This is a genomic window from Desulfomicrobium aestuarii (genome assembly GCF_055385525.1).
Genome location: NZ_AP042427.1, coordinates 185307 through 207450, shown reverse-complemented (window position 1 = coordinate 207450; position 22144 = coordinate 185307). Strand labels below are relative to the sequence as shown.

The following is a 22144-nucleotide window of genomic DNA, read 5'->3' as shown; positions in this document are numbered from 1 at the left end:
CTATGCAAAGAAGCAATTCGCGCCGCGCCGTGCAGATGGGCGACCAGATCATGCAGGTCCTGGCTTCCCTCCTGGTTCAGGAGGTCGAGGACCCGACCCTGCAGCTCGTGACCATCACCGGGGTGCGCCTCAACCGGGACTTCAGCATCGCCGAGGTCCTCTACACCCACATCAGGGGACGCTCGGCCGAACCCGAGATCACCAAGGCCCTGACCCGCGCCAAGGGTTTCCTGCGCACGCGCCTGGGCAAGGAGCTCAAGCTGCGGGGCATCCCCGACCTGCGCTTCCAGTGGGACACCTTTCTCGAGGACATGGTCTATGACGCCCCACCTGAAGCCGATCGTTGAGCATATCCGGGAGACCGACAACTTCCTGGTCCTCTCACACGTATCCCCCGACGGCGACGCCCTGGGCTCCATGCTGGCCATGGGCGAGCTGCTGGCAGCCCTGGGCAAGCGCGTGACCCTCTTCAACGAGTCCGGCATCCCCAGTCGCTTCTCCTGGCTGGCCCCCAAGCGCGAGATTCTGACGACCCTGCCCGAAAACGAGCCGGACACCATCATCGTGCTGGACTGCGGCAGCGCCGAGCGCACCGGCGAGGTCATCCGCCCGTGGCTCGCGTCCAAGACCGTCATCAACATCGACCACCACCTGGGCAACCCGAAGTTCGGGACCATGAACTGGATCGAGGAACGCTCCTCGTCCGTGGGCGAAATGGTCGGCATCCTGTCGCGCAAGCTCGGCGTGCCCATGGTGGGGTTGCTTGGCGAATACGTCTACCTGGCCCTCATCTCCGACACGGGCGACTTCTGCTTCAACAACACCCGCCCCGAGACCCTGGAAATGGCCGCCGAAATCCTGCGCCTGGGCCTGCTTCCCGGCCCCTTCCATGAGCAGAAGCAATCCACCGGCACCCTGAACCAGCTGCAGATGCGCGGCGAGGTGCTGCGGCAGGCCAGCCTGCATGCGGGCGGCCGCGTGACCCTCATCGCCTTCACCCGCGAGCTCTTCGAGCGCACGGGCACCGGCCCCGAGGACACGGAAGGGCTGGTCAACACCGTCCTCTACGTGCGCGGCGTGCAGGTGGCCGTCAGCCTGCGCGAGGAGGACAGGGGCATCAAATTTTCACTGCGCTCCAAGGGCAGCGTCAACGTGCAGGCCGTGGCCGCACGCTTCGGCGGCGGCGGTCACCGCAACGCCGCCGGCGGCACCCTGGAGGTGCCCATGGACGAGGCCAAGGGGACCCTGATCAGGGCCGTGACCGAGGAGTTGGACCGCGCGTGAACTCCACTGCCCTGAAACAACTTGACGGGGTCCTGGTTTTGCATAAACCGGGAGGTCCGACCTCCACGGATTGCCTGAATCGGATCAAGCGCAGCCTCGGCCAGAAGAAGATCGGCCACGCCGGCACCCTGGACCCCATGGCCACGGGCGTCTTGGTGGTGCTTCTGGGCCAGGGCACCAAGCTCGCGAACTACCTGAGCGAGGACCGCAAGACCTACCGCGGTACCCTCGTCCTGGGCCGCACCACGGACACCTACGACGTGCAGGGCGAGATCATGGCCGAAAGCCCCTGGGATCACCTGGACCCGGAGGCGGTCAGGGCCGACATCATGGGCTGGCTTGGGACCATGAGCCAGGAAGTGCCGCCCGTCTCGGCGGCCAAGCATCAGGGCAAGCCCCTGTACGCCCTGCACCGGGCCGGGAAGGAAGTCCCGGTCAAGGTGAAGGACGTGACAATTTTCGACGTGGAGATCCTGTCCATGGATCTGCCCAGCGTCACTTTTCGAGTGACCTGCTCCGCGGGCACCTACATCCGCTCCCTGGCCCACAGCCTGGGGAAGCGACTTGGGTGCGGAGCGGTCCTCAGCGAACTGGAGCGTGAGGCGAGCCATCCGTTCACCCTCGCCCAGGCCCACGACCTGGAAACGGTCCTGGAAAGCGGCAACCGGCTCGCAGAGCTGGTCCTGCCCATGGTCCAGGCCCTGCCCCACTGGCCCAAGCTGCTGCTCAACACCGAGCAGGCCCAGCTGGTGCGCAACGGGGCATGGCTGCCGACGACCCTGTTTCCGGAGTACCCGGCCCAGGAAGGGGACCGGGCCCTGCTGCTCTCCCCGTCCCGCGAGCCTCTGGCTCTGGCGGAAGCGCAGCCCAAGGGCCAGGTTCTGTCCTGGGCGATCATGCGCGGTCTCTGGCAAGCGTAAGGCTTCGGTTCGCACGTGGATAATGGAAAAGCGGAAGAAACATGAAAACCGGAGGATATTGCTGTGGTCTTAACCGCTGAGCAGAAGGCTGAAATCGTCAAGGAATACGGAAAAACCGAAACCGACACAGGCTCCGCAGAAGTGCAGGTCGCTCTGCTGACGGCCCGTGTGAACTACCTGACGGACCACTTCAAGGGTCACCAGAAGGATTTCCATTCTCGGACCGGGTTGCTCAAGCTCGTCGGCAAGCGCCGTCAGCTGCTGAACTACCTGAAGAAAACCGATATTCAGCGCTACCGCGATCTGATCGCGAAACTCGGTCTGCGCAAGTAGACACCAAGGCGGGGCCCCACGGCCCCGCCTGCCCCTTTCATCAACCGCGCTCCCGGCAGCACCCTCACGCCAGCGGTTTTGTGTTTAGTGCATGGCCCGACTCCTTTCGGGACACGCCCTAAACACCAAACCCGCCGCAGCTGCCCCGCTGGAGCGCCCAACCAGCATGAGGCACACCATGGCATTTCAGACCACCCGTCGCGCCATCCCCATGGGCGACAGCGAAATCATCATCGAACACGGCAAACTGGCCCTGCAGGCCAGCGGCTCCGTCACCGTGCAGTGGGGCGACACAGTCGTTCTGGTCACGGCCACCCACCAGGCCCTGGACCGGGTCGTGGACTTCCTGCCCCTGACCTGCAACTATCAGGAAATGCTCTACGCGGCCGGCCGCGTGCCGGGCAACTACTTCCGCCGCGAAGTGGGCCGCCCGAGCGACCACGAGACCCTGACCTCCCGGCTCATCGACCGGCCCATCCGTCCGCTCTTTCCCAAGGGCTGCACCAACGAGATCCAGGTCATCGCCACGGTCGTCTCCTCGGACAAGGAGCGCTACGCCGATGTTCTGGCCATGATCGGCGCGTCCACGGCCCTGCACATCTCCGACATCCCCTTCGCCGGCCCCATCGCGGCCATCCGCATCGGCTACCGCGACGGGCAGTTCCTGCTGAACCCCACTGCCTCCGAACTGGCCACCAGCCAGCTGAACATGGTCCTGGCCGGCACCCGCGACGCCGTGGTCATGGTCGAGGGCGGGGCCCAGTTCCTGTCCGAGGACATCATGGCCGAGGCCGTGGCCTGGGGCCACGCCCAGCTCGCCCCCTTCCTGGACGCCCAGGAGGAGTTGCGCAGCATCCTCGGCAAGCAGAAGTTCACCGTCGTCCCCCCGCAGGAGGATGAGGAACTCATCGCCGCCGTGGCCGAACTGGCCTCCGCCCCCCTGACCGCGGCCCTGGCCGTGCCCGGCAAGATGGACCGCCGCGACGCCAAGAAGAAGGTCCGCCAGGAGCTCATGGAAGCGCTCGTGGCCCGCTTCGCCGAAACGCCCGAGCGCGTGCGCAACGTCGGCGAGATCCTGGAGAAGCTCGAGAAGAAGCTCGTGCGCCAGCGCATCATGACCGACAAGACCCGCATCGACGGCCGCGACCTGACCACGGTCCGCCCCCTGACCATGGAAGTGGGCTTCCTGCCCCGTACCCACGGTTCGGCCATCTTCACCCGCGGCGAGACCAAGTCCCTGTGCACCTGCACCCTGGGCAGCACCCGCGACGAGCAGCGCGTCGAGACCCTGGCCGGCGAAATCTCCAAGCGTTTCCTCATGCACTACAATTTCCCGCCGTACAGCGTCGGCGAGGCCCGCATGCTGCGCGCCCCGTCCCGCCGCGAGGTCGGCCACGGCGCCCTGTCCGAGCGCGCCCTGGCCCCGGTGCTGCCCGCCCCGGACGGCTTCCCGTTCACCATCCGCGTCGTGTCCGACATCATGGAGTCCAACGGTTCGTCCTCCATGGCCTCGGTCTGCGGCGGCACCCTGGCCCTCATGGACGCGGGCGTGCCCATCAAGACGCCCATCGCCGGCATCGCCATGGGCCTGATCAAGGAAGGTGACGAGTACCTCGTGCTGACGGACATTCTCGGCGACGAGGACCACCTGGGCGACATGGACTTCAAGGTCGCGGGATCGCGCGACGGCGTGACCTCCATCCAGATGGACATCAAGATCGCCGGCATCCCGGCCGAGGTCATGCAGAAGGCCCTGCACCAGGCCAAGGACGCCCGCGTGCACATCCTCGACCAGATGGAGGCGGTCATCGCCTCCCCGCGTCCCGAGCTGTCCAAGTACGCGCCCCAGATGGAAATCGTGCACATCTCGCCCGAAAAGATCCGCGAAGTCATCGGACCCGGCGGCAAGAACATCAAGGCCATCTGCGAAGCCACCCAGGCCGACATCGACATCGACGACTCCGGCAAGATCTCCATCTTCGCCCCGGACACCGCCGCCCTGGCCAAGGCCCGCGAAATGGTCCTCTACTATGACCAGAAGGCCGAGCTGGGCAAGGACTACGACGGCATCGTCAAGAAGATCATGGACTTCGGCGCCTTCATCGAGATCCTGCCCGGCCTCGAAGGCCTGTGCCACATCTCCCAGCTGGCCCGCGACCGGGTCAACGTGGTCACGGACGTGTGCCAGGAAGGCGACGCCATCCGCGTCCGCGTCATCGACATCGAACCTTCCGGCCGCATCAAGCTCAGCCGCAAGGCCATCATCCTGGAAGAGCTGGGCGAGGAGCCCGAGCCGGTTCAGCCCCGCTCCGAACGCCCGCGCGGCGACCGTCCCCGCGGGGGTGACCGCGGCGGCGAACGCAGGGGCGGAGACCGCGGCGGCGACCGTCGCGGACCGCGCCGCTAAGCGAGAGCGAATATACTGAAAAAACCCGGGTAACTCCGGGTTTTTTTTGGTCTTCTGTTCCGAGTGGGTCAAGCAGGCGACTAGACGGCGTGCGTGGGAATGGATCCCCGCCTTCGCGGGGATGACGCTAGGCTTGGCGTGGAGGTTTACTACTTCCGGCAGGTTGAAAAAGCTCGGGACTGCCGCAATGAATGAACGTCATCCCCGCGAAGGCGGGGATCCATGTCTTTCACCCGCCGTCGGCGGCCCGCTCAGCTCAGCCAGTAGTACACGGCCCCGCAAACCACGAGGCTGGCCACGCGGAAGCCCTGGCTGCAGACGATGAGTTCCAGGGCCAGGACGGGCTTGTAGATGCCGGCGTAGTAGGGGAACTGGTGACGGAAGGCGCGCATGGGCGAGGACAGCACGTTGCCGACGATGAGCGCCATGACCACGTCGCGCTCGGCCATGGAGCCGGAGTCCAGGAGCGCCCCGGCGGCGGCCATGCCCGCCGAGAACTCGGCCGCCAGCTGGAAGACTATGATGCCTACGGCCTGAGGATGCAGCCAGGACAGCCAGCCCATGTGCGTGGCCAGGAAGCCCTCGGCCGCGGCGAAGAAGCCGAACTCGTGGGCGAAATGCACGCCGATGTAGATGGGCACGGTGATCATGACGATCTTTTTGATGCGCCTCCGGAAACGCTTCCAGGTCTTGTCCAGGACCTGTCGCCAGCCAATGCGTTCCTCGGCCGGCAGTTCGGCGGCATGGCAGCGGTCCAGGCCCGACAACACAAAGCGTCCAACGAGCAGGATGCAGGCCGAGCGCAGTACGGCCGAACCCACGGTGATGCCCAGGTAGACCAGGGCCGCGGACTTGAGGATGGGCGCGGTGATGAAGACCATGCTTGGCAGGTGCAGGAAATATGTCGGCACGCTGTTGAACAGGTTGGAGAGAATGAGCTCCCTGCGCGTCAGCTTGCCCTGGTCGTAGGCTTCGGCCAGCATGGTGTTGGCCGTGATGCCCGAGACGAAGGCCACGGAGAAGCTGGCGGCCGAAATCTCACACAGCCGCCCGACGCGGGCCAGGGGCATGGCCAGACGGGCCACGAAGCGCGTCCAGTGCAGGGCCTCGATGAGGTTGCCGATGAAAAGGCCAACGGACACCAGGCCCACCAGCTTGCACAGGGGCCACAATATCTGCTGCCACAGTTCCGCCGCGCTCACGCCGCACCCCTCCCCATTTTCCGCCACGCCAGGAGACAGGCCAGGCCGAGGCCCGCGCCCAGGCAGTTGGCCAGGGCGTCCCAAGGGTCGAGCAGGCGACCCGTGGGCAGGACGCCCTGGGCGATCTCCAGGGCCACCCCAAGCCCCGCCGCGAAACCGAACATGACCGCCGCGGGCCGGAACCAGTCCGGGGGCCAGAACACCACGAGCAGGCAGTAGGCCAACAGATGCAGGGCCTTGTCGCTGCCTTCGGGGGCCTCGGGAAACGCGACGGGCATGAGGGAAGAAACGATCAGGGCCAACACGTACGCGACCCAGAAAGCCTTCCGGAACAAGGGGAACGCAGGATTTCGCATGACCCCACCTATGCCAAACATCCTGGCGGGGCAAGGGGTTAGACTTCTTGTTATTTCGGCGGCAAGGGACTATTTGCACCCCATGACGAACTCGCCCACCATCTGGATCAACGCCGGGGAGACTTCCGGCGACCTGCACGGCCAACTCCTGGTCCGCGCCCTGCGCGACATGCGTCCCGACGCACGGTTCGTGGGCATGGCGGGTCCGGCCATGCGCGATGAAGGCGTCGAACCGCTGCTTGCGACCGAGTCACTCTCGGTCATGGGCTTCACCGAGGTCCTGGCCCAGCTGCCCCGCATCCTGGGCCTCCTGCGCACCATCAGGGAGCGGATGGAGGCCCTGCGGCCGGACGTCATCGTGGTCATCGACGCCCCGGACTTTCATTTCCGCGTGGTCAAAATCGCCAAGAGCCTGGGCATCCCCGTGGTCTACTACATCAGCCCCAAGCTCTGGGCCTGGCGCGAGGGACGCGCGGATTTCCTGCGCCGCCATGTGGACCGCCTCGTCTGCATACTGCCCTTCGAGATCGACTTCTACGCCCGCCACGGCATGACCGTCGATTACGTCGGCCACCCCTTGCTGGACTCCATCCGCACGGCCGCCATCCTGAGCACGCCCCAGGCGCCACGGCGCATCGGCATCCTGCCGGGCAGCCGCAGGCGCGAGATCACCGGGTTGCTGCCCATCTTTTCCCGAGCGGCCGACCTCCTGGCCGGCCGCTTCCCGGACCTGGAATTCGTGCTGCCCGTCGCCCCGGGCATGGACCGCGCCCTCATCACGGACAACTGGCGCTCGGAGCTGCCCGTGACCCTGGTCGACAGCTCCGGCCGCTACGAGCTCATGCGCTCCTGCCGGGCCATCATGGCCGCCTCGGGCACGGCCACCCTGGAGACAGCCCTGCTCGAAACGCCCACGGCCGTGGCCTACACCTTCTCCCGGTTGACCTATCTCCTGGGCAGGCTCCTGGTGAAGGCGCCGTACATGTCCCTGCCCAACCTCATCCTGGACGCTCCGGTCTTCCCCGAATTCCTGCAGCGCGGGGCCGAGCCCGCGGCCCTGGCCGATGCCGTGAGTCGTTGGATTCCCGACTCCCCGGAACGCGGCCGCATCCTCGCGCAGCTCGCGAGCCTCCCCGCCCTGCTCGGCAACGGCGGAGCCGCCGGCCGGGCCGCGGAAATCGTCCTGAACACCATGCGGAGGCCGTCATGACGCACCCGCTGACCATCTACAGCGCCCACCGCGACATGCGCGAAATACTCCTTGCCGCGGCCGGCGACGAGGTCGCCGCCACGGTCAAGACCATGCCACCCGAGAGCCTGCCCGACCATCCCGGCCAGGAGATCATCGTCATGGACCTGCGCGACCTCGCCGACGCGGAGACCGTCCAGGAAACCCTGGAACGATTCTCCGGCAGGGCCCCGGCCTGCCGCATCCTCTTCCTCATCAAGGATGCGGCCATGCTGCCGGAGACGGGCGTGCTGCGCCAGTGCCACGCCGAACCCCTGCTGCCGCCTCACGAGGCGCGCGCCATCCATCTGGCCCTGAGCCGCGTCTGGCTGGAGATGAACGGAGCGGCCGGCCTGCGCTGCCAGACCCCGCAGTCTCTGGACTTCACGTCCATGACCCGCTCCCAAGCCATGCGCGACGTCTACCGCAAGGTACAGATGGTCGCGCCCACCCGCACCACGGTCCTGCTGACGGGCGAGACGGGCACGGGCAAGAGCTATCTGGCAAAGCTCATCCACCAGCTCAGTTCGCGCTGCAACCGCCAGTTCATCAGCGTGCACTGCGGCGCGCTGCCCGAATCCCTCATCGAGAGCGAACTCTTCGGCCACGAAAAAGGCGCCTTCACCGGCGCCGCCCGCACCCGCAAGGGCAAGTTCGAGCTCGCCGACGGCGGCACCATCTTCCTGGACGAGATCGGCACCATTACCCCCTCGGCCCAGATCAAGCTCCTGCACATCCTGCAGGAAAAGGCCTTCGAGCGGGTCGGCGGGGAAAAACTCATCCCCTGCGACGTGCGCATCCTCGCGGCCACCAACGAAGACCCTGCCGTGCTGTGCGAGCAGGGCAAGTTCCGCTGGGACCTCTTCTACCGGCTGAACGTGTTTCCCATCGAAGTCCCCCCCCTGCGCCGGCGCGTCGAGGACATCCTGCCCCTGGCCGAACAGTTCATCGCCAATTTCCGACGCGACGCGGGCCGCAACATCACTTCCGTCGCCCCGCGCGCCGCCAGGGCCCTGCAGGAATACTCCTGGCCGGGCAACGTGCGTGAACTGGAAAACATCGTCGAGCGGGCCTGCATCCTGGAGGAGACGGACCAGATCCAGGCCGAGAGCCTGCCCCTGGAGCTGCTGACCCTTCGTCCGGAAACCCAGGCCGACTCGCCGACCCGCTCCGACGCCCTCATGCCGCTGCACGCCGCCCGGGCCGCGGCCATCGAGGAATTCGAACGCCGCTACCTATGGGCCCTGCTGCAGTCCTGCAACGGCAGCATCAAGAAGAGCGCGGACACGGCCGGCATCACCACCCGCCAGCTGCACAAGCTCATGACCAGGCACCGTCTCGACAAGAAGTCCTTTCGGCCCAGACAAAAACGGAACCATTGATTCCTATTTCTTAAAAAGGAACCCGCAGTTCTTTCCCGGCGAGGCCATCTTCTGCGCTCTTGCGATGCCTGTGCGCAAAAAAAGAATCGCCGATTCTGCATCGATGCCGCGTCAGCCCCTATGAATACTGTAATTTCAACATGTTGTATTTGGGGCATATTTTGTGCTAACGCACGCGCGCCCTTCTGCGCCGGACCCCTTCGGGTCAAGGGGCGCACATGCGGGCCGAACATTTCCGAGGAGAAGATGAGAGTGGAAGGAAGAATGATGAAGATGTGCGCATGCACAGCCCTGGCCGGCGCCATCCTGCTGGCCGCCCCCGCCGCCGGCCTGGCCGGCGACACCGTCGAAGTACACGGCATCCTGGAAGAAACCAGCACCGGCACCATTCTGGTGACCGAGGCATCGAGCTATATCGTGCGCGGCATCGACGCTTCGGGTCTCGACGGCCGCAAGGCCATCGTCCTGGGCGACGAGGGGCGGGACAACGGCATCGAGTTCATCGACGCCCTGGAGATCAAGATCGCCCAGTGATCCCCGCCCCGCGGCAAGATCGGGCTTGACAATCGATTCTCCATTGTTCATCAACGCAGAAAGGCGCAGCATATGAAAACCGTTTCCACCCCCATTTCCATTATTATTCTGATTTCCGTGATCATCCGGTCACGGTCGGGGGAGTGACGCGCCTGCACTACACGGACGTCCGCGCAAGCAAAGCCCCCCGACCGCAAGGTCCGGGGGCTTTTTCGCTTTCGAGGGGAACTCAACCTGTCGCCCGACACGCCGCCCGCACAGGGCGCGCGAAGCCGGGGATAATCCCGGGAGAACCATGAACACCATCCAGATCTACGACACCACCCTGCGCGACGGCACGCAGTCCGAGGAGTTGAACCTGTCCACCGAGGACAAGCTGCGCATCGCCACCAGGCTCGACCAGCTCGGCATCGCCTACATCGAAGGCGGATGGCCCGGGTCCAACCCCAAGGACAAGCGCTTCTTCGCCGAGATGCGCCAGTACGAGCTGAACACGGCCAAGCTGGCCGCCTTCGGCTCCACGCACGCCGCCAAGGTCGCGGCCGAAAACGACCAGAACCTGCTGGCTTTGGTGGAGTCGGGCGCGCCGGTCCTGACCATCTTCGGCAAGACCTGGGACATCCACGTCACTGACGCCCTGAAGATCACCCTGGAGCGCAACCTGGAGCTCATCCGCGACTCCCTGGCCTTCCTGCGGCCCAATGCCCAGGAACTGTTCTACGACGCCGAGCACTTCTTCGACGGCTTCAAGACCAACCCTGAATACGCCCTGACGTGTCTGCGCACCGCCTGGGAAGCCGGCGCGGAGCTCCTGGTCCTGTGCGACACCAACGGCGGCAGCCTCCCGGAGGAAATCGCGTCCATCATGGACACCGTACGGGAGCGGCTGCCCCAGGTGCGCCTGGGCATCCACGTGCACAACGACTGCGAGCTGGCCGTGGCGAACTCCCTGGCGGCGGTGCGCCACGGCGCGGTCCAGGTCCAGGGCACCATCAACGGCTACGGCGAGCGCTGCGGCAACGCCAACCTTTGCTCCATCATCCCCAACCTTGAACTGAAGATGGGACTGTCCTGCCTGCCCGCCGGGCATCTGGAGCGCCTGACCGAGACCTCGGCCTTCGTGGCCGAAGTGGCCAACCTGCGCTGCTTCAAGCGCCAGCCCTACACGGGCCAGTCGGCCTTCACGCACAAGGGCGGGGTGCACGTCGCCGCCGTGCGCCGCAACCCACGCACCTACGAACACATCGAGCCCGAGCTGGTCGGCAACAAGCAGCGCATCATCCTCTCGGACTTGGCCGGCCAGTCCAACATCCTCTTCAAGGCCAAGCAGTACGGCTTCGAACTGGACAAGGGCGACCCCTTCGTCCTGGAACTCCTGACGGAGCTCAAGAACCGCGAGGACCGGGGCTACGAGTACTCGGCCGCCGAAGCCTCCTACGAGCTGCTGGTCAACCGAGTGCTTGGCCGGGCGCGCAACTATTTCCGGCTGATGAGCTTCCGCATCCTGGACTCGGTCTTCACCGAGGGCGTCGAGCCCTTCACCGAGGCCACGGTCATGCTCCGCGTGGGCGGCATGGTCGAGCACACGGCGGCCACGGGCAAGGGGCCGGTCAACGCCATGGACTGCGCGCTGCGCAAGGGGTTGGAGCGCTTCTACCCGAACCTGGGCGAAATGCGCCTGCTGGACTTCAAGGTCAGGGTGCTGGCCGTGGCGAACAAGGAAGAGGGGCACAGCGGCACGGCCTCGGTGGTGCGGGTGCTGATCGAATCCGGGGACCAGAAGAGCCGCTGGACCACGGTGGGCGTGTCCTACAACATCATCGAGGCCAGCCGCCAGGCGCTTGAGGATTCCATCAACTACAAGCTCTTCAAGGACGACCAGAAGAAGCTGACCCAGGCCATCCGGGAGATCTGAGGGCGGCTCAACCCGCCCCTGAACCTCATGTACAGATCTTCCCCAACCGTACGCACACCCGCAAGCGTTCCGTCGCGGGCCGGGCAAGGGCTGCCGGCTGTCTGACCGAGCCCTGGCATCGTTTGCCTCCCGGCCGCGTGGCGGGCAGCGCTCTGACCTCCGCCCATAGCTCAAGGCCGGGAGGCATTACGAGGCCCGCGAGGGAGTTCCGGCAGACCTTGCCCGACCCGCGACGGAACGCGACTCCCGGCAAGAATGTCTTCGCCGTTCTCCCGAAAAGAAAAAAGCCCCGTTTTTGCGGGGCTTTTTCTTTCGGCCTGAGGTCCGGGGCTTCAGATTCCCAGGGCGTCCTTCATGAACGGGAAGTCGATGATGGAGCTGACCAGCTGGGAGCCGTGCTGGATCTTGATCACGTCGCGCAGCTTGTGGCGGGAGAGGATGGCTTCCATCTTCTTGGCCACGGTGAAGGTGTCGTCGCGGACCACGACGATGGGCACTTCGAGGACCTCGGCCCGCGTCATGATGATGTCGTTGGGGTAGAGGTTGCCCGTCAGGACCAGGCACTGGCACTGCCCTTCCAGGGCCACCAGCTGCACGTCCGAGCGGTCGCCGCCGACGATGATCGCCGACTTCTTGCTCTTGCGGAAATGCGTCATGAAGTTCTCGACCTGCATGGTGCCGATGAGGAAGTTCTCGACCACGCGCTCGGACTTGTCCTGGGCCGTGATGATGCGGCCGCCGAGGCGGTCGGCCAGGTCGGCGACCTTGATGGCGCCCATGAGCGGGTCGCTCGGGATCTTGCCCAGGACCTTGATGCCCTTGCTCTCCAGGAATGGGTGCAGGAGGGTGTCGAGCTCCTCCTTGAAGGACGGCGGGATGTCGTTCAGGAGCACGCCCAGGAGCTGGTCGCCCAGACGCTCCTTCATGGACAGAAGGTAGTCGTAGTTCAGCTCCTTGACGAAGCGGTCGATGACGATGGCCTTGATGCCTAAGGCCTTGACCACGCTGACGCCGTCCAGACCGCAGTACTTGCCCGAGTACATGCTGCCCGAGCCGGCCACGATCATGACGTCCTTGTCCTTGCCAAGCTCCTCGTAGGCGGTCTTGATGCGCGGCATGAGATCGTCGCACTTGCCGGTGAAGGCCTTCATCTTGAAATCCTGGTCCACGACCACGGGAGTGACCAGGGCCGGGTTTTCGGCCAGGCCCAGGATGTCCTGGACGAAAAACGCGTCGGCATCGCCGAGAACGCCGTTCTTTTCCTGCGGCAGGGCGCCCACGGGCTTCATGTAACCGACCCGGTAGCCCTCCTTCTGGAGCTTAAGCCCGATGCCCATGGCGATCATGTTCTTTCCGGAATAGCCGGACGTCGCGCCAACATAAATTCCTACCATACACCCTCCTGATCAGGACTGAGATATTGAGGCTCGGTTATCGGTCACGCCCCCGCTCTTCGGCATGCGGCAAAAGGGACATCCGCGCCCCGGCAATCCACGCCCCCCGCGCGGTCACCAGGACAGGGTCGAATTCCAAAGCGTAAATTTCGGGGAAATCAAGCGTCATCTGCGACATGGTCAACAGTACATCCTCCAGGGCCCGCAAGTCCAGGGCGTCCCGGCCCCGCTCGCGCTTGAGCAGCGAGAAGACCTTGAGCTCGCGCATCATGCCCGCGGCGTCCTCAAGGGACAGAGGGGCCAGTCGCAGGGAATAGTCCTGGAAAATCTCGGCCTGGCTGCCCGAGAGCCCGAAGCGGACCAGGGGGCCGAACTTGGGGTCCCGACGGGCCCGGATGCAGACCTCCGTGAATTTGCCGAGAATCATCTCCTGCACGAGGCAGCCCGAGATGAAGGCCTCGCTGCGCAGGCACTGCACCCTGGACGTGAGGCTCAGAAAAGCCTGCCGCACCTCCTCCGGAGTCTGCAGGCCGAGTTCCACGCCGCCCACGTCGCTCTTGTACTCGATGTGGGGGGAAGCGATCTTGAGGGCCACGGGGCAGGCCAGGCGCTTGGCGATCTTGGCCGCGCTGCGGCTGGTGCGCGCCAACTCGGTCCGGGGGAACTGCAGCTCGTAGGCCTGCAGCAGCGGCTGCACCTCGAAGCCGAAAAGCTCGGTCTTGCCGATCTCCAGATACTCTTCCAGAAAACGCTCGGCCTTGGCCTTGTCGCGGCGGTAGCAGACCTCGACGGGGTAGGCGGTGGTCTTCCACTGCGCGTAGCGGATCATGGCCTCGAGGCTGGTCAGGGCCGCCTTGGGGTTGGAATAGCAGGGCAGGCCGCTTCGCTGCAGGAAGCGCTTCGCCTCCAGCACGCCCTCCTGGCCCAGCAGGCAGACCGCCATGGAAGCGTCCAGGGTTTTCGGCAGGTCGGCCAGGGCCTTCGCGATGGCCGTCATGTCCACCCCAAGCCCCGGGGCGATGACCACCAGGACCATGTGCACCTGACGGTCGCGGGCGACCTGCTCCACGGCGCGGGCGTACTGCTCGGGCAAGGCCTGCATGCCGATGTCCACGGGGTTGGAGGCCTGCATGTGGCTGGGCAGGATTTCCCCCAGCCGCTCGGACGTCTCCCGTCCCAGACGCGCAAGATTGAGGCTCGTCCCGGCCATGCCGTCGGCGGCCAGGATGCCCGCCCCGCCCGAGTTGGTCACGATGGCCAGGCTCGCACCCTTGGGCAGCGGCTGCGTGCCGAACATGCGCGCCAGGTCGAACAGGGTCGAGAGGTTGTCGACCTGGATGATGCCGGCCTGCTTGAGGGCCGTCTGATAGGCGCGCTCGGAACCGGTCAGGGCGCCGACATGGGAAGAAATTGCCTTGCGGCCGTGCTCGGTCATGCCCGCCTGAAGCATGATGACGGGCTTCTCGCGGGTGATGGTCTGGCTGATTCGCGCGAAGCGGCGGCCGTTGTTCATGCCTTCGAGATAGCCGATGACCACATGGGTCTGCGGGTCCTCGGCCAGGAACTGGAGCATGGACGCCTCGTCGATGACGGCCCTGTTGCCGAGGCTCGCGAACTTGGAGAACCCGATCTCCTCGCTGGCGGCCCAGTCAAGGATGGCGTTGCACATGGAGCCAGAGGGCGAGAAGAAGGCGATGTTGCCCTCGGCGGGCAGGCGGGAGATGAGGGACGCGTTCATGCGGTCGGCCCAGGAGGCCACGCCGAGGCAGTTGGGTCCCAGGAGCGTCATGTTCCGGCGCTCGGCCAGCTGGATGACCGCCTCTTCGAGGTAGTAGCCCTTGCCGCCGATCTCGCGGAACCCCGCCGAGGTGACGATGACCGTGCGGATGCCTTTGTCGGCGATGCGTTCCAGGGCGTCGAGGACGGCCTCGGGCGACAGGCAGACCACGGCCAGATCGATGTCCCCGAGGGACTCCAATGCGTCGGCCGGGCGCTCGCCGGTCCAATTGACGGGCACGATCCTCCCCTGATACCCGGAGCCTTCGAGATTGGCCAGGATCACACGGGCCGGAGCCCCCGCGCCGTCGAGGGAGCCGACGACCGCGATGGCCTTGGGAGAAAACAGGGCGTGAAGATAAACGTCTCTCATGGAGAACCTTGATGTCTCTGGAAATTCCTTCCGATGCACTGCGGACACTGCAGTCTGGAATCCATTATGAGTTCAAGCAAGTCAAGCTTTTAATCCAGGCTCTGACACATACGTCCCATGCCAACGAGCACGGCGGGACCCACAACGAGCGGCTGGAATTTCTGGGCGACGCGGTCCTTGAACTGGCCGTGTCCGACGTACTGTACCGCAAGTTTCCGGAGGCCCAGGAAGGGCATCTGACCCGCATGCGCTCGGCCATGGTCAGCGAGACGGCCCTGGCCGGCGTAGCCCGGCGCATGGGCCTGGGCGACTGCCTGCTGCTGGGCCGGGGGGAGGAAAGTCAGGGGGGGAGGGACAAGAATTCCGTGCTGAGCGACGCCCTGGAGGCGGTCCTCGGGGCGGTGTACCTCGACGGCGGCCTGGAGGCCGCATCGGAACGCGTCAAATTTTTGTTCGAGGGGCATTGGCCGTCCCCTCCGGAGACCTTCCGCCCGCGCGACTTCAAGAGCCTGCTGCAGGAAGCCACCCAACGCATCTGGAAATCACGCCCGAGCTACGCCCTGGGGGCCAGCCGGGGGCCTGAACACGCCAAACTCTATTCCGTCATCGTGACCCTGCCGGACGGCACCCGCCTCGAATGGGAGGAGCGCAGCATGCGCAAGGCCGAACAGGGCGCGGCGGAACAGGCGCTGCATCTCCTGCAGGAACGCTACCCGGACATGCCCGAAAACGACGCCCCGCAAACCCCGCCCCGCAAATCGAAAAAGCCGGAGTGAAACACCCCGGCTTTTCGTCTTTGATCATCGCCACTAGCCGGAAAACCCGTCACTAGCCCTGCATGAGCTGCATGGCCATCTGCGGCAGCTGGTTGGCCTGGGCCAGCATGGCCACGGCGGACTGCGTCAGGATCTGGTTGCGCACGAACTCGGTCATCTCCTGGGCCACGTCGACGTCGGAAATGCGCGACTCCGCGGCCTGCAGGTTCTCGGCCTGGATGCTCAGGTTGGTGATGGTGTTCTCCAGGCGGTTCTGGAGGGCGCCGAGGCTCGCGCGGATCTTGTCCTTGGAGACGATGGCGTTGTTCAGGGCGTCGAGAGCCTTCTGAGCACCCGCCTGCGTGGAGATGCTGAAGCCTCCGTCAGCCGAATCGCTCTGGTTGCCGACACCCAAGGCCGAAGCCGTGGAGTTGCCGATCTGGATGTAGTAGTAATCTTCGGCCGAGTCGTTGCCGGCGCCGAAGTGCACCTTGAGCTTGCCGCTCGACTGCAGTCCGTCGCCGTCAAAGTTATTGCTCGAAAGATTGCCGTTCAGCAGGTAGATGCCGTTGAAATCCGTTGCATTGGCGATTCGCGTGATTTCCGAGGCCATGGCCTGGTATTCGGAATCGATGATCAGGCGCTGGTCGGAGGTGTAGGTGCCGGTGGCGGCCTGTTCCGCCAGCTCCTTCATGCGTATGAGCTTCTCGTCGATGACCTGCAGGGCGCCGTCGGCCGTCTGGATCATGGAGATGGCGTCGTTGGCGTTGCGCATGCCCTGGTTGAGGGAAGCGATATCGGCGCGCATCAGCTCTCGGATGGCCAGGCCCGCCGCGTCGTCGGCGGCAGTGCCCACGCGCAGTCCGGAGGACAGGCGCCGGGTCGAAACGGAAAGATTTCCATAGGACTGTGACAGGTTCCTGGCGGCGTTCATCGCCATCATATTATGATTAATGACCAAAGACATGAGATGACCTCCTTGTGCGGTTGTACGCTCCTTAATGCACTCCGAATGCCATTTTCGACATTTCATTTATTTTCAGCATATTAAAAAAAATTGTCCGTTTTTGCGTCAAAAACCGGGTCAATTTTGCCTCCCCGCCCGTTCTAAAGTTTTTCCGTCGCCTGCCGATCAATAGGATGAATCAGAATATCACGAGGAGGCCATGGCCATGAAAATATCCTCCCTTTCCTTCGAACCCCAGGAAATGCTCACGGCTGTCGACCACGTCGCCCAACAGCGAAGCGCTCCGGATAACAGCGAACGCGATCTGCACGCCCTGCTTCGTGACGGGACAGCGAACGCCCCCCAGGACGAAACGGAAGAAATTTCCCTGCAGAAGCTGCAGCACCTGACCGAGGCCGTCGACTCCTACATGGCTTCCATCGGCGTGAGCCTGAAATTCAACATCGACGAGCGCACGGACATGGTCCAGGTGGAGGTACGCGACCCGGAAACGGACAAGCTCATCCGCAAGATCCCGGCCGATGAAATGCTCGACCTTGCCGCGTCCATCGAGAACATGGTCGGCCTGTTCCTCGACAAGGCGCTCTAACGCCCCGCCCGACAAAAATCGGAAGCCCGCGCTGACGTTGTGCAGCGCGGGCTTCCTTGCGTTTATTTTCAGGCGCGCGTTAGCGCTTGAGCTGGATCAGAGTCGTCAGCATCTGGTCCACGGTGGTGATGGTCTTGGAGTTGGCCTGGAAGCCTTTTTCCGTGGTGATCATCTTCACGAACTCCGTGGCCAGGTCCACGTTGGACTGCTCCAGGGAGTTGGAGGCGATGCTGCCCTTGCCGCCGGTGTTGGCCAGGCCGGTGATGGGCGGCCCCGAGGAGCGGGTCTCGGAGAAGAGGTTGCCGCCCTCGCGGTAGAGAGCATAGTTGTTGTTGAAGGTGGCCAGGGTCACGGCGAAGAGCTCCAGGACCTGGCCGTTGGAGTAGCGGCCCGTGATGACGCCGTCGCGGTCCACGGAGATGTTCTGCAGGAACCCGGCGGTATAGCCGTCCTGGGCCTGGAATATGGTCGTGGAGCCCGTTGCGTAGTTGGTGGTGGAAAGGGCGCTGGGCTCCTTGGAATCGAAGCCGTTAAAACTATTGAGCTCAGTGGCCAGTAATGGCGTGGTCAAGGTCGAGGGATCAATATCGTACAGATCCTGCAACGATGTGAGGCTCTCGGGGTTCCAACCTTCACCCCTGTTGCGCAGCCCGAAATTGAATGCAATGCTTTTGGTATTTTCGGAGTCAGCTCCCTTTGGCGTGACGCTTCCATTGTCTGTTCCCAAAAAATTCGCCGTGCATATGGGATACCCATTTTGGGAAAACTCTGCCGGCACCCAAGCTGAAAGCAAATCCGGATCGGCAGGCGTTGCGCTGTTGATTGTAAAGGCAGACATGTCCTCCAGCTCACCTGCAGCGTTGAACGTCAGCGTGCCAGCCATCAAAATGCCTCGCTTTACATCCCCGTCTGCCCAGAATTGTCGATTGTCCTCCCCTGGAGGAACGGCCACGATATATTCCCAGTATCGTTTACCCCCCGCAGCGGCTTCCACTTCATCGTTGGAAACGGGGTCCATATATACCGTCAGATTGTGCGAGGAACCATTTTCGTCGTAAACCTTGATCGTAGTCTGGTAGGCATAGTTGTCTTCAGTTAGGGGAGACTCCTCTCTCGCATCATACTCATCAAACAATGCGGTGAATGGAGACGTATCACTCGCAGACCTGTCTTCCGACGCGGAGTCCACGTTGACAATCGTGTCGACACGGCTCGTGGCCTGGGGGGGGGACTGGAAATTCTCGAGCTTGATATCTGTTGGAACACCCTGAATCTGAACACCGGTCGTGTCCGCGACAGTTGTCGCGCCTTCTGCTGCCACGCTGGAATTCGTTTCCACTATAGGCCAACCCTGCAGTCGATAGCCGTGCGGATCGACCAGGAAGCCGTCCTCGTCGAAGCGGAAATTGCCGGCTCGCGTGTAGTAACTTAGATCCTGGCCGGCCGGCGAAACCACAAAGAAGCCGCTGCCGCCGATGGCCAGGTCCGTGGCCTCCGTCGTGGTCTCCAGGGAGCCCTGGGAGAAATCGCCCATGACCGTGCCCACGGACACGCCTCGCCCGACCTGGCCCACGCCCGAGGCCGTGGTCACCTGCTGGCTCAGGGCGTCCTCGAAGTACATGCGCGAAGCCTTGTAACCGATGGTTGAGACGTTGGAGATGTTGTTGCCGATGACGGTCATGTCCTCGCCATGGACCTTGAGGCCGCTGGTCGCGGAATACATCGATGCTGACAAGCCCATATATTACCCCCTTGTTCCGCCGCTGACGCGGCAAAATCTATGATTCCGTTGACGTGGCCGCCGGCTGCACGACCTTCTTGATGTCGCTGAAGCCGATCTTGCGCCCGTCGCTCAGGCGGAAGTAGGTCTGATCCTCGCCCTGCTCCACCGCAGTGACGACGCCGGTCACTTCCGTATCGACGAAAACGGCCTTGCCCGTGGCGCTTTCCGCCGAAAAATACACGTTGTACTGGCCGTTATCGACCGTGGCGCCATTGTAGTCGGTGCCGTCCCAGCTGAACTCGAACTCGCCGGCCTGCATGGAGGTGAACTTCTCCGTGCGCACGAGATTGTTGTTGGCGTCGTAGATGTTGGCGTAGACCGTGGCCGCGGCGTCCTGCAGCGTGAAGTAGACCGGCGTGGCGTAGTTCTCGACCTTTGTCATGCTGGAGCCTGAGGCCGCGATCTGCTTGCCGATGTAGTTCACCGCGCTCATCATGTCCTGCTGGGCGGTTTTTTCCGTCAGGGCGTTGATGCCTTCGGCGACGTTGGACATCTGCTCCAGGCTCGAAAACTGGGCCAGCTGGGCGATGAATTCCTTGTCGTCGAGGGGGTTCAGGGGATCCTGGTTCTGCAACTGCGTCACGAGCAGCTTGAGGAACGCGTCCTTGCCCAGCACGTCGTTGGCGCCCTTCGTCTCGGCCCCGTAAAACCCGCCCTGCTGCGACAGAATCTGATCGATCATGGCCCACCCCTCTCAGGCAAAAATATCCAGTCCGCTTTGGGAAAGTTTTTCCCTCTGGATACCACTTTGCACTTCCCGGACCAGTCCGGAGTCCACCCGTTCGAGGGTGCGCCAGCGCTGGGCCGAAAGGGCCAGCTCCCGGTTCTCCTGGTAGCGGTTGTGCTGCTCGGCGCCCTGCCACTGGGATTGCCCCTGGGAGTCGGTCAGCTGGGTCTGAACCTCGAGCTTGCCGACCTTGAGGCCCTGCGCCTCCAGCTGGGTACGCAACTGGGAAAGTTGTTCTCCCAGGGCCTGCGAAGCCTCCTGGTTGCTGGCCCGCAGCACGGCCTGGACCTCCTTGCCCTTGACCTGCAGGATCACGCTGACCTGGCCCAGTTCCTCGGGGTCCAACCGGATGACGAGCTGTTTCACGCCCTGGCCGAGGTTGCGGAAGGCGCCGGTCTCGACCTGTCTGTAGACTTCCGCGGAGCGCGAAGCGACCGGGGATTCCCCTCGCTGCGAAACGGCGGACTGGGCACTCTGCCCTGACCCCAGGGCCTGGGCCTCGGTCTCGAGCACGATCTTGCCGGAGGCCGAAGCCGCTGGTTTGGCCGCTCGGGAAGGTTCCTCGCCCCGTGCGCCGAAAAATCCCTGCCGCGCATCCTGCCGGGTCTGGTCACCCTTGGCCCCGTTGGCCTGCGCCGACGCGACATTTCGCGCGTCCGCCGCATCGGACCGCGAGGCGTCCGGGGCAGCGCCATGGTCCCTGGCGGTTTCGCCGCGACCGGCGAGTTCGGCGGCCTGGGCAGCGCCATGACTCTTCCCGGCCTCGCGCGACGCGCTGTCGGAGGAAGCCTTGAGGGCCGCCTCATGCGAGGTCGTCGCCGGCTTGCTCACGGCGGTCTGATTCCCGTCGGAGGCGCCGCCCGGAGTCTGAGGGTCGAGCCCGTCCACGGCCTGGGCCTTGATCCCGGCGCGGCCGAGCGCGTCCTCCGGCTGCGCCTTTCCTTCGGAGCGTGCACCATCCGCAGGGCTGACCGCCGTCTTGGCGCCCTCGGTTCCAGCCCGGGCCACGGACGCTTTCGATTCGGTCAGCGCTGACGCCCCATCTTTCGCGACCTCGCGGACGGAGTCTGCCGACACCTGGGCCCGTCCCTTGCCGGCAAATGTCCCGTCCGTCGCTGCTCCTTGCGCAGCCGACGAGTGCGCGGCCTTCACGGAGCCGCCCGCTTTCCGCCCGTCTGCCGCGGCCTGGACCGGCTCTTCTCCGGCCCGGCCCTTGCGGGCGGTCCGCTCCTGCGGAAGCGAACCGGGTTTGCCGGCCCCTTCGGCCGCAGCGCGGGACAACGCATGGCCGGCGTTTTCGTCCTTGCCGCCCGGTCCTGCGAGCTCAGCCCGCAGGGCCTGGATCTGCGCCCCCAGCGTCACGGCCAGCTCGCTGCGCTCTGCCGGGTCGGTTTGGTGCAAGGTGCCCAGCAGTTCCCGCAGGGCCTTGATCCTGGCGTCCACGTCGGGATTGACGAGCGCACGTCCCTTGGCCTCCCGCTCGACAGCGCCCAATTCCTCCTGCAACGACTCCGTGTCCGGCTGGCCCGACTCATGCGTCGCAGCACCGGCCGAAGCCTCGGGCGGCGTCGCCTCCGCCTCGCGATCGGGGATTCCGCCGCGCTTTTCCTCCCCTTTCCGGGACGCTTCATGAGCGCTCCCGGCAGCTTTTGCCGATTCATCGCTCCGGCCGGACTCCGCACGGGCATCGCTTTCCGCGTGGTGTTCATGGCTCGGGGGAGCCTCTTCCCGCTGCGGAACGACATCGTCCACGACGGCTGCGGCCGGGGCTGCGTCCTGGGTCAGGTACTCCGGCGCAGCCGGTTCAGGACCGGAGGCAGGCTCGCTTTCTGCCTGCCTCGGCGTCGCATCCTGCGAAGCGGCCTGGTTCATCTGCTCCGAGAGAAGACCTGAAAAATCCTGACCAGACCTCGCTTCCATGAAGTCGAAGCGGGAAAAAGGCTGGGATGAAGGCCCGGCGCCAGGCGCCATTGCGGGAAAAAACTGCATGATCCACCTCCTGCTGCCGAAAGCAGATCAAAAGGCGAGCCAACTCTCGAAACACGGTCCTGAAGCGTTTGCCGAGGCCATGCGGCACACGCCGCAATGCGACGGGAATGCGTACTACAAAACGCTCTATTTTTGTCATACGCGGGCTTTTTGTTTTACTTTTTTTTTGCCGCCGTGCTAAACGGAACTCGACTATCGCGTCATGGCAGTGAACGGTTTGGCTGAGCTGG

The 22144-nt window shown here is 64.5% G+C and carries 20 protein-coding genes; 12 read left to right on the top strand and 8 right to left on the bottom strand.

Features of this window, described 5'->3' with window-relative positions; translation table 11 throughout:
• The first annotated feature begins 2 nt into the window (after window positions 1-2).
• The 5 genes from rbfA (at window position 3) to pnp (ending at window position 4944) form a co-directional block, all read left to right on the top strand.
• Complete coding sequence (rbfA, locus tag ACZ5AC_RS00960; RefSeq protein ID WP_464249098.1) at window positions 3-347, top strand: 30S ribosome-binding factor RbfA; 345 nt, start codon at window positions 3-5, stop codon at window positions 345-347.
• Window positions 319-1284 carry a DHH family phosphoesterase gene (locus ACZ5AC_RS00955; RefSeq protein ID WP_464249097.1) on the top strand — a complete coding sequence of 322 codons (966 nt, stop codon included), beginning with the start codon at window positions 319-321 and terminating at the stop codon, window positions 1282-1284. Before rbfA ends, ACZ5AC_RS00955 begins: the two co-directional genes overlap by 29 nt.
• Window positions 1281-2204, top strand: coding sequence for a tRNA pseudouridine(55) synthase TruB (truB, locus tag ACZ5AC_RS00950; protein WP_464249096.1), 924 nt, complete (start codon window positions 1281-1283; stop codon window positions 2202-2204). The genes ACZ5AC_RS00955 and truB overlap by 4 nt, the downstream gene beginning before the upstream one ends.
• A 63-nt stretch (window positions 2205-2267) precedes the next feature.
• Window positions 2268-2537, top strand: coding sequence for a 30S ribosomal protein S15 (rpsO, locus tag ACZ5AC_RS00945; RefSeq protein ID WP_464249095.1), 270 nt, complete (start codon window positions 2268-2270; stop codon window positions 2535-2537).
• 178 nt (window positions 2538-2715) lie between these two features.
• Complete coding sequence (gene pnp, locus ACZ5AC_RS00940) at window positions 2716-4944, top strand: polyribonucleotide nucleotidyltransferase (RefSeq protein ID WP_464249094.1); 2229 nt, start codon at window positions 2716-2718, stop codon at window positions 4942-4944.
• Window positions 4945-5195: 251 nt separating this feature from the next.
• On the opposite strand, the gene ACZ5AC_RS00935 is transcribed toward pnp, so the two are convergent.
• Both ACZ5AC_RS00935 and ACZ5AC_RS00930 read right to left on the bottom strand, forming a co-directional pair.
• Window positions 5196-6146 (bottom strand): hypothetical protein, encoded by a 951-nt coding sequence (locus ACZ5AC_RS00935; RefSeq protein WP_464249093.1) that lies wholly within the window; start codon window positions 6144-6146, stop codon window positions 5196-5198.
• A complete protein-coding gene (locus ACZ5AC_RS00930; RefSeq protein WP_464249092.1) occupies window positions 6143-6502 on the bottom strand; it encodes a VanZ family protein in 360 nt (119 codons plus the stop codon). Before ACZ5AC_RS00930 ends, ACZ5AC_RS00935 begins: the two co-directional genes overlap by 4 nt.
• An 82-nt stretch (window positions 6503-6584) precedes the next feature.
• On the opposite strand from ACZ5AC_RS00930, the gene lpxB reads away from it, so the two are divergent.
• The 4 genes from lpxB to cimA all read left to right on the top strand — a co-directional run bounded on the left by lpxB (window position 6585) and on the right by cimA (window position 11561).
• A complete protein-coding gene (gene lpxB, locus ACZ5AC_RS00925; protein ID WP_464249091.1) occupies window positions 6585-7712 on the top strand; it encodes a lipid-A-disaccharide synthase in 1128 nt (375 codons plus the stop codon).
• Complete coding sequence (locus tag ACZ5AC_RS00920) at window positions 7709-9112, top strand: sigma-54 interaction domain-containing protein (protein ID WP_464249090.1); 1404 nt, start codon at window positions 7709-7711, stop codon at window positions 9110-9112. Before lpxB ends, ACZ5AC_RS00920 begins: the two co-directional genes overlap by 4 nt.
• A gap of 267 nt (window positions 9113-9379) precedes the next feature.
• Window positions 9380-9646 carry a hypothetical protein gene (locus ACZ5AC_RS00915; protein ID WP_464249089.1) on the top strand — a complete coding sequence of 89 codons (267 nt, stop codon included), beginning with the start codon at window positions 9380-9382 and terminating at the stop codon, window positions 9644-9646.
• Window positions 9647-9941: 295 nt separating this feature from the next.
• Window positions 9942-11561 carry a citramalate synthase gene (gene cimA / locus ACZ5AC_RS00910; RefSeq protein ID WP_464249088.1) on the top strand — a complete coding sequence of 540 codons (1620 nt, stop codon included), beginning with the start codon at window positions 9942-9944 and terminating at the stop codon, window positions 11559-11561.
• A 332-nt stretch (window positions 11562-11893) separates the two neighbouring features.
• On the opposite strand, the gene ACZ5AC_RS00905 is transcribed toward cimA, so the two are convergent.
• Both ACZ5AC_RS00905 and ACZ5AC_RS00900 read right to left on the bottom strand, forming a co-directional pair.
• Window positions 11894-12955, bottom strand: coding sequence for a phosphotransacetylase family protein (locus ACZ5AC_RS00905; RefSeq protein ID WP_464249087.1), 1062 nt, complete (start codon window positions 12953-12955; stop codon window positions 11894-11896).
• Window positions 12956-12992: 37 nt separating this feature from the next.
• Window positions 12993-15104: an acetate--CoA ligase family protein gene (locus ACZ5AC_RS00900; protein WP_464249086.1), complete on the bottom strand. Its 2112-nt coding sequence runs from the start codon at window positions 15102-15104 to the stop codon at window positions 12993-12995.
• 11 nt (window positions 15105-15115) lie between these two features.
• Between ACZ5AC_RS00900 and rnc the strand changes: the two genes are divergently transcribed.
• On the top strand, window positions 15116-15880 hold the full coding sequence (gene rnc, locus ACZ5AC_RS00895; protein WP_464249085.1) for a ribonuclease III: 765 nt from the start codon (window positions 15116-15118) through the stop codon (window positions 15878-15880).
• Between the two features lie 52 nt (window positions 15881-15932).
• On the opposite strand, the gene ACZ5AC_RS00890 is transcribed toward rnc, so the two are convergent.
• Window positions 15933-16826 carry a flagellin N-terminal helical domain-containing protein gene (locus ACZ5AC_RS00890; protein WP_464249084.1) on the bottom strand — a complete coding sequence of 298 codons (894 nt, stop codon included), beginning with the start codon at window positions 16824-16826 and terminating at the stop codon, window positions 15933-15935.
• Between the two features lie 205 nt (window positions 16827-17031).
• Here ACZ5AC_RS00890 and ACZ5AC_RS00885 point away from each other — a divergent pair, with 205 nt between their 5' ends.
• Window positions 17032-17415: a flagellar protein FlaG gene (locus ACZ5AC_RS00885; protein WP_464249083.1), complete on the top strand. Its 384-nt coding sequence runs from the start codon at window positions 17032-17034 to the stop codon at window positions 17413-17415.
• 79 nt (window positions 17416-17494) lie between these two features.
• On the opposite strand, the gene ACZ5AC_RS00880 is transcribed toward ACZ5AC_RS00885, so the two are convergent.
• From ACZ5AC_RS00880 to ACZ5AC_RS00870, 3 genes are read right to left on the bottom strand one after another with little or no spacing between them, the layout of a single operon-like run.
• Window positions 17495-19156: a flagellar hook protein FlgE gene (locus tag ACZ5AC_RS00880; protein ID WP_464249082.1), complete on the bottom strand. Its 1662-nt coding sequence runs from the start codon at window positions 19154-19156 to the stop codon at window positions 17495-17497.
• A 37-nt stretch (window positions 19157-19193) separates the two neighbouring features.
• Window positions 19194-19880, bottom strand: coding sequence for a flagellar hook assembly protein FlgD (locus tag ACZ5AC_RS00875; RefSeq protein ID WP_464249081.1), 687 nt, complete (start codon window positions 19878-19880; stop codon window positions 19194-19196).
• A 12-nt stretch (window positions 19881-19892) separates the two neighbouring features.
• On the bottom strand, window positions 19893-21914 hold the full coding sequence (locus ACZ5AC_RS00870) for a flagellar hook-length control protein FliK (protein ID WP_464249080.1): 2022 nt from the start codon (window positions 21912-21914) through the stop codon (window positions 19893-19895).
• On the opposite strand from ACZ5AC_RS00870, the gene ACZ5AC_RS00865 reads away from it, so the two are divergent.
• On the top strand, window positions 21913-22095 hold the full coding sequence (locus tag ACZ5AC_RS00865; RefSeq protein ID WP_464249079.1) for a hypothetical protein: 183 nt from the start codon (window positions 21913-21915) through the stop codon (window positions 22093-22095). The genes ACZ5AC_RS00870 and ACZ5AC_RS00865 overlap by 2 nt on opposite strands.
• Window positions 22096-22144: the final 49 nt, after the last annotated feature.

Bases quoted from the DNA above. Each gene is read 5' to 3' on its own strand.
- ACZ5AC_RS00930 (WP_464249092.1), bottom strand. From the start codon at position 6,502: ATGCGAAATCCTGCGTTCCCCTTGTTCCGGAAGGCTTTCTGGGTCGCG.
- ACZ5AC_RS00905 (WP_464249087.1), bottom strand. From the start codon at position 12,955: ATGGTAGGAATTTATGTTGGCGCGACGTCCGGCTATTCCGGAAAGAAC.
- pnp (WP_464249094.1), top strand. From the start codon at position 2,716: ATGGCATTTCAGACCACCCGTCGCGCCATCCCCATGGGCGACAGCGAA.
- ACZ5AC_RS00890 (WP_464249084.1), bottom strand. From the start codon at position 16,826: ATGTCTTTGGTCATTAATCATAATATGATGGCGATGAACGCCGCCAGG.
- rnc (WP_464249085.1), top strand. From the start codon at position 15,116: ATGTCTCTGGAAATTCCTTCCGATGCACTGCGGACACTGCAGTCTGGA.
- ACZ5AC_RS00865 (WP_464249079.1), top strand. From the start codon at position 21,913: ATGATCCACCTCCTGCTGCCGAAAGCAGATCAAAAGGCGAGCCAACTC.
- ACZ5AC_RS00880 (WP_464249082.1), bottom strand. From the start codon at position 19,156: ATGGGCTTGTCAGCATCGATGTATTCCGCGACCAGCGGCCTCAAGGTC.
- ACZ5AC_RS00915 (WP_464249089.1), top strand. From the start codon at position 9,380: ATGAAGATGTGCGCATGCACAGCCCTGGCCGGCGCCATCCTGCTGGCC.
- ACZ5AC_RS00885 (WP_464249083.1), top strand. From the start codon at position 17,032: ATGAAAATATCCTCCCTTTCCTTCGAACCCCAGGAAATGCTCACGGCT.
- ACZ5AC_RS00955 (WP_464249097.1), top strand. From the start codon at position 319: ATGACGCCCCACCTGAAGCCGATCGTTGAGCATATCCGGGAGACCGAC.
- cimA (WP_464249088.1), top strand. From the start codon at position 9,942: ATGAACACCATCCAGATCTACGACACCACCCTGCGCGACGGCACGCAG.
- ACZ5AC_RS00920 (WP_464249090.1), top strand. From the start codon at position 7,709: ATGACGCACCCGCTGACCATCTACAGCGCCCACCGCGACATGCGCGAA.
- ACZ5AC_RS00875 (WP_464249081.1), bottom strand. From the start codon at position 19,880: ATGATCGATCAGATTCTGTCGCAGCAGGGCGGGTTTTACGGGGCCGAG.
- ACZ5AC_RS00900 (WP_464249086.1), bottom strand. From the start codon at position 15,104: ATGAGAGACGTTTATCTTCACGCCCTGTTTTCTCCCAAGGCCATCGCG.
- ACZ5AC_RS00870 (WP_464249080.1), bottom strand. From the start codon at position 21,914: ATGCAGTTTTTTCCCGCAATGGCGCCTGGCGCCGGGCCTTCATCCCAG.
- rbfA (WP_464249098.1), top strand. From the start codon at position 3: ATGCAAAGAAGCAATTCGCGCCGCGCCGTGCAGATGGGCGACCAGATC.
- lpxB (WP_464249091.1), top strand. From the start codon at position 6,585: ATGACGAACTCGCCCACCATCTGGATCAACGCCGGGGAGACTTCCGGC.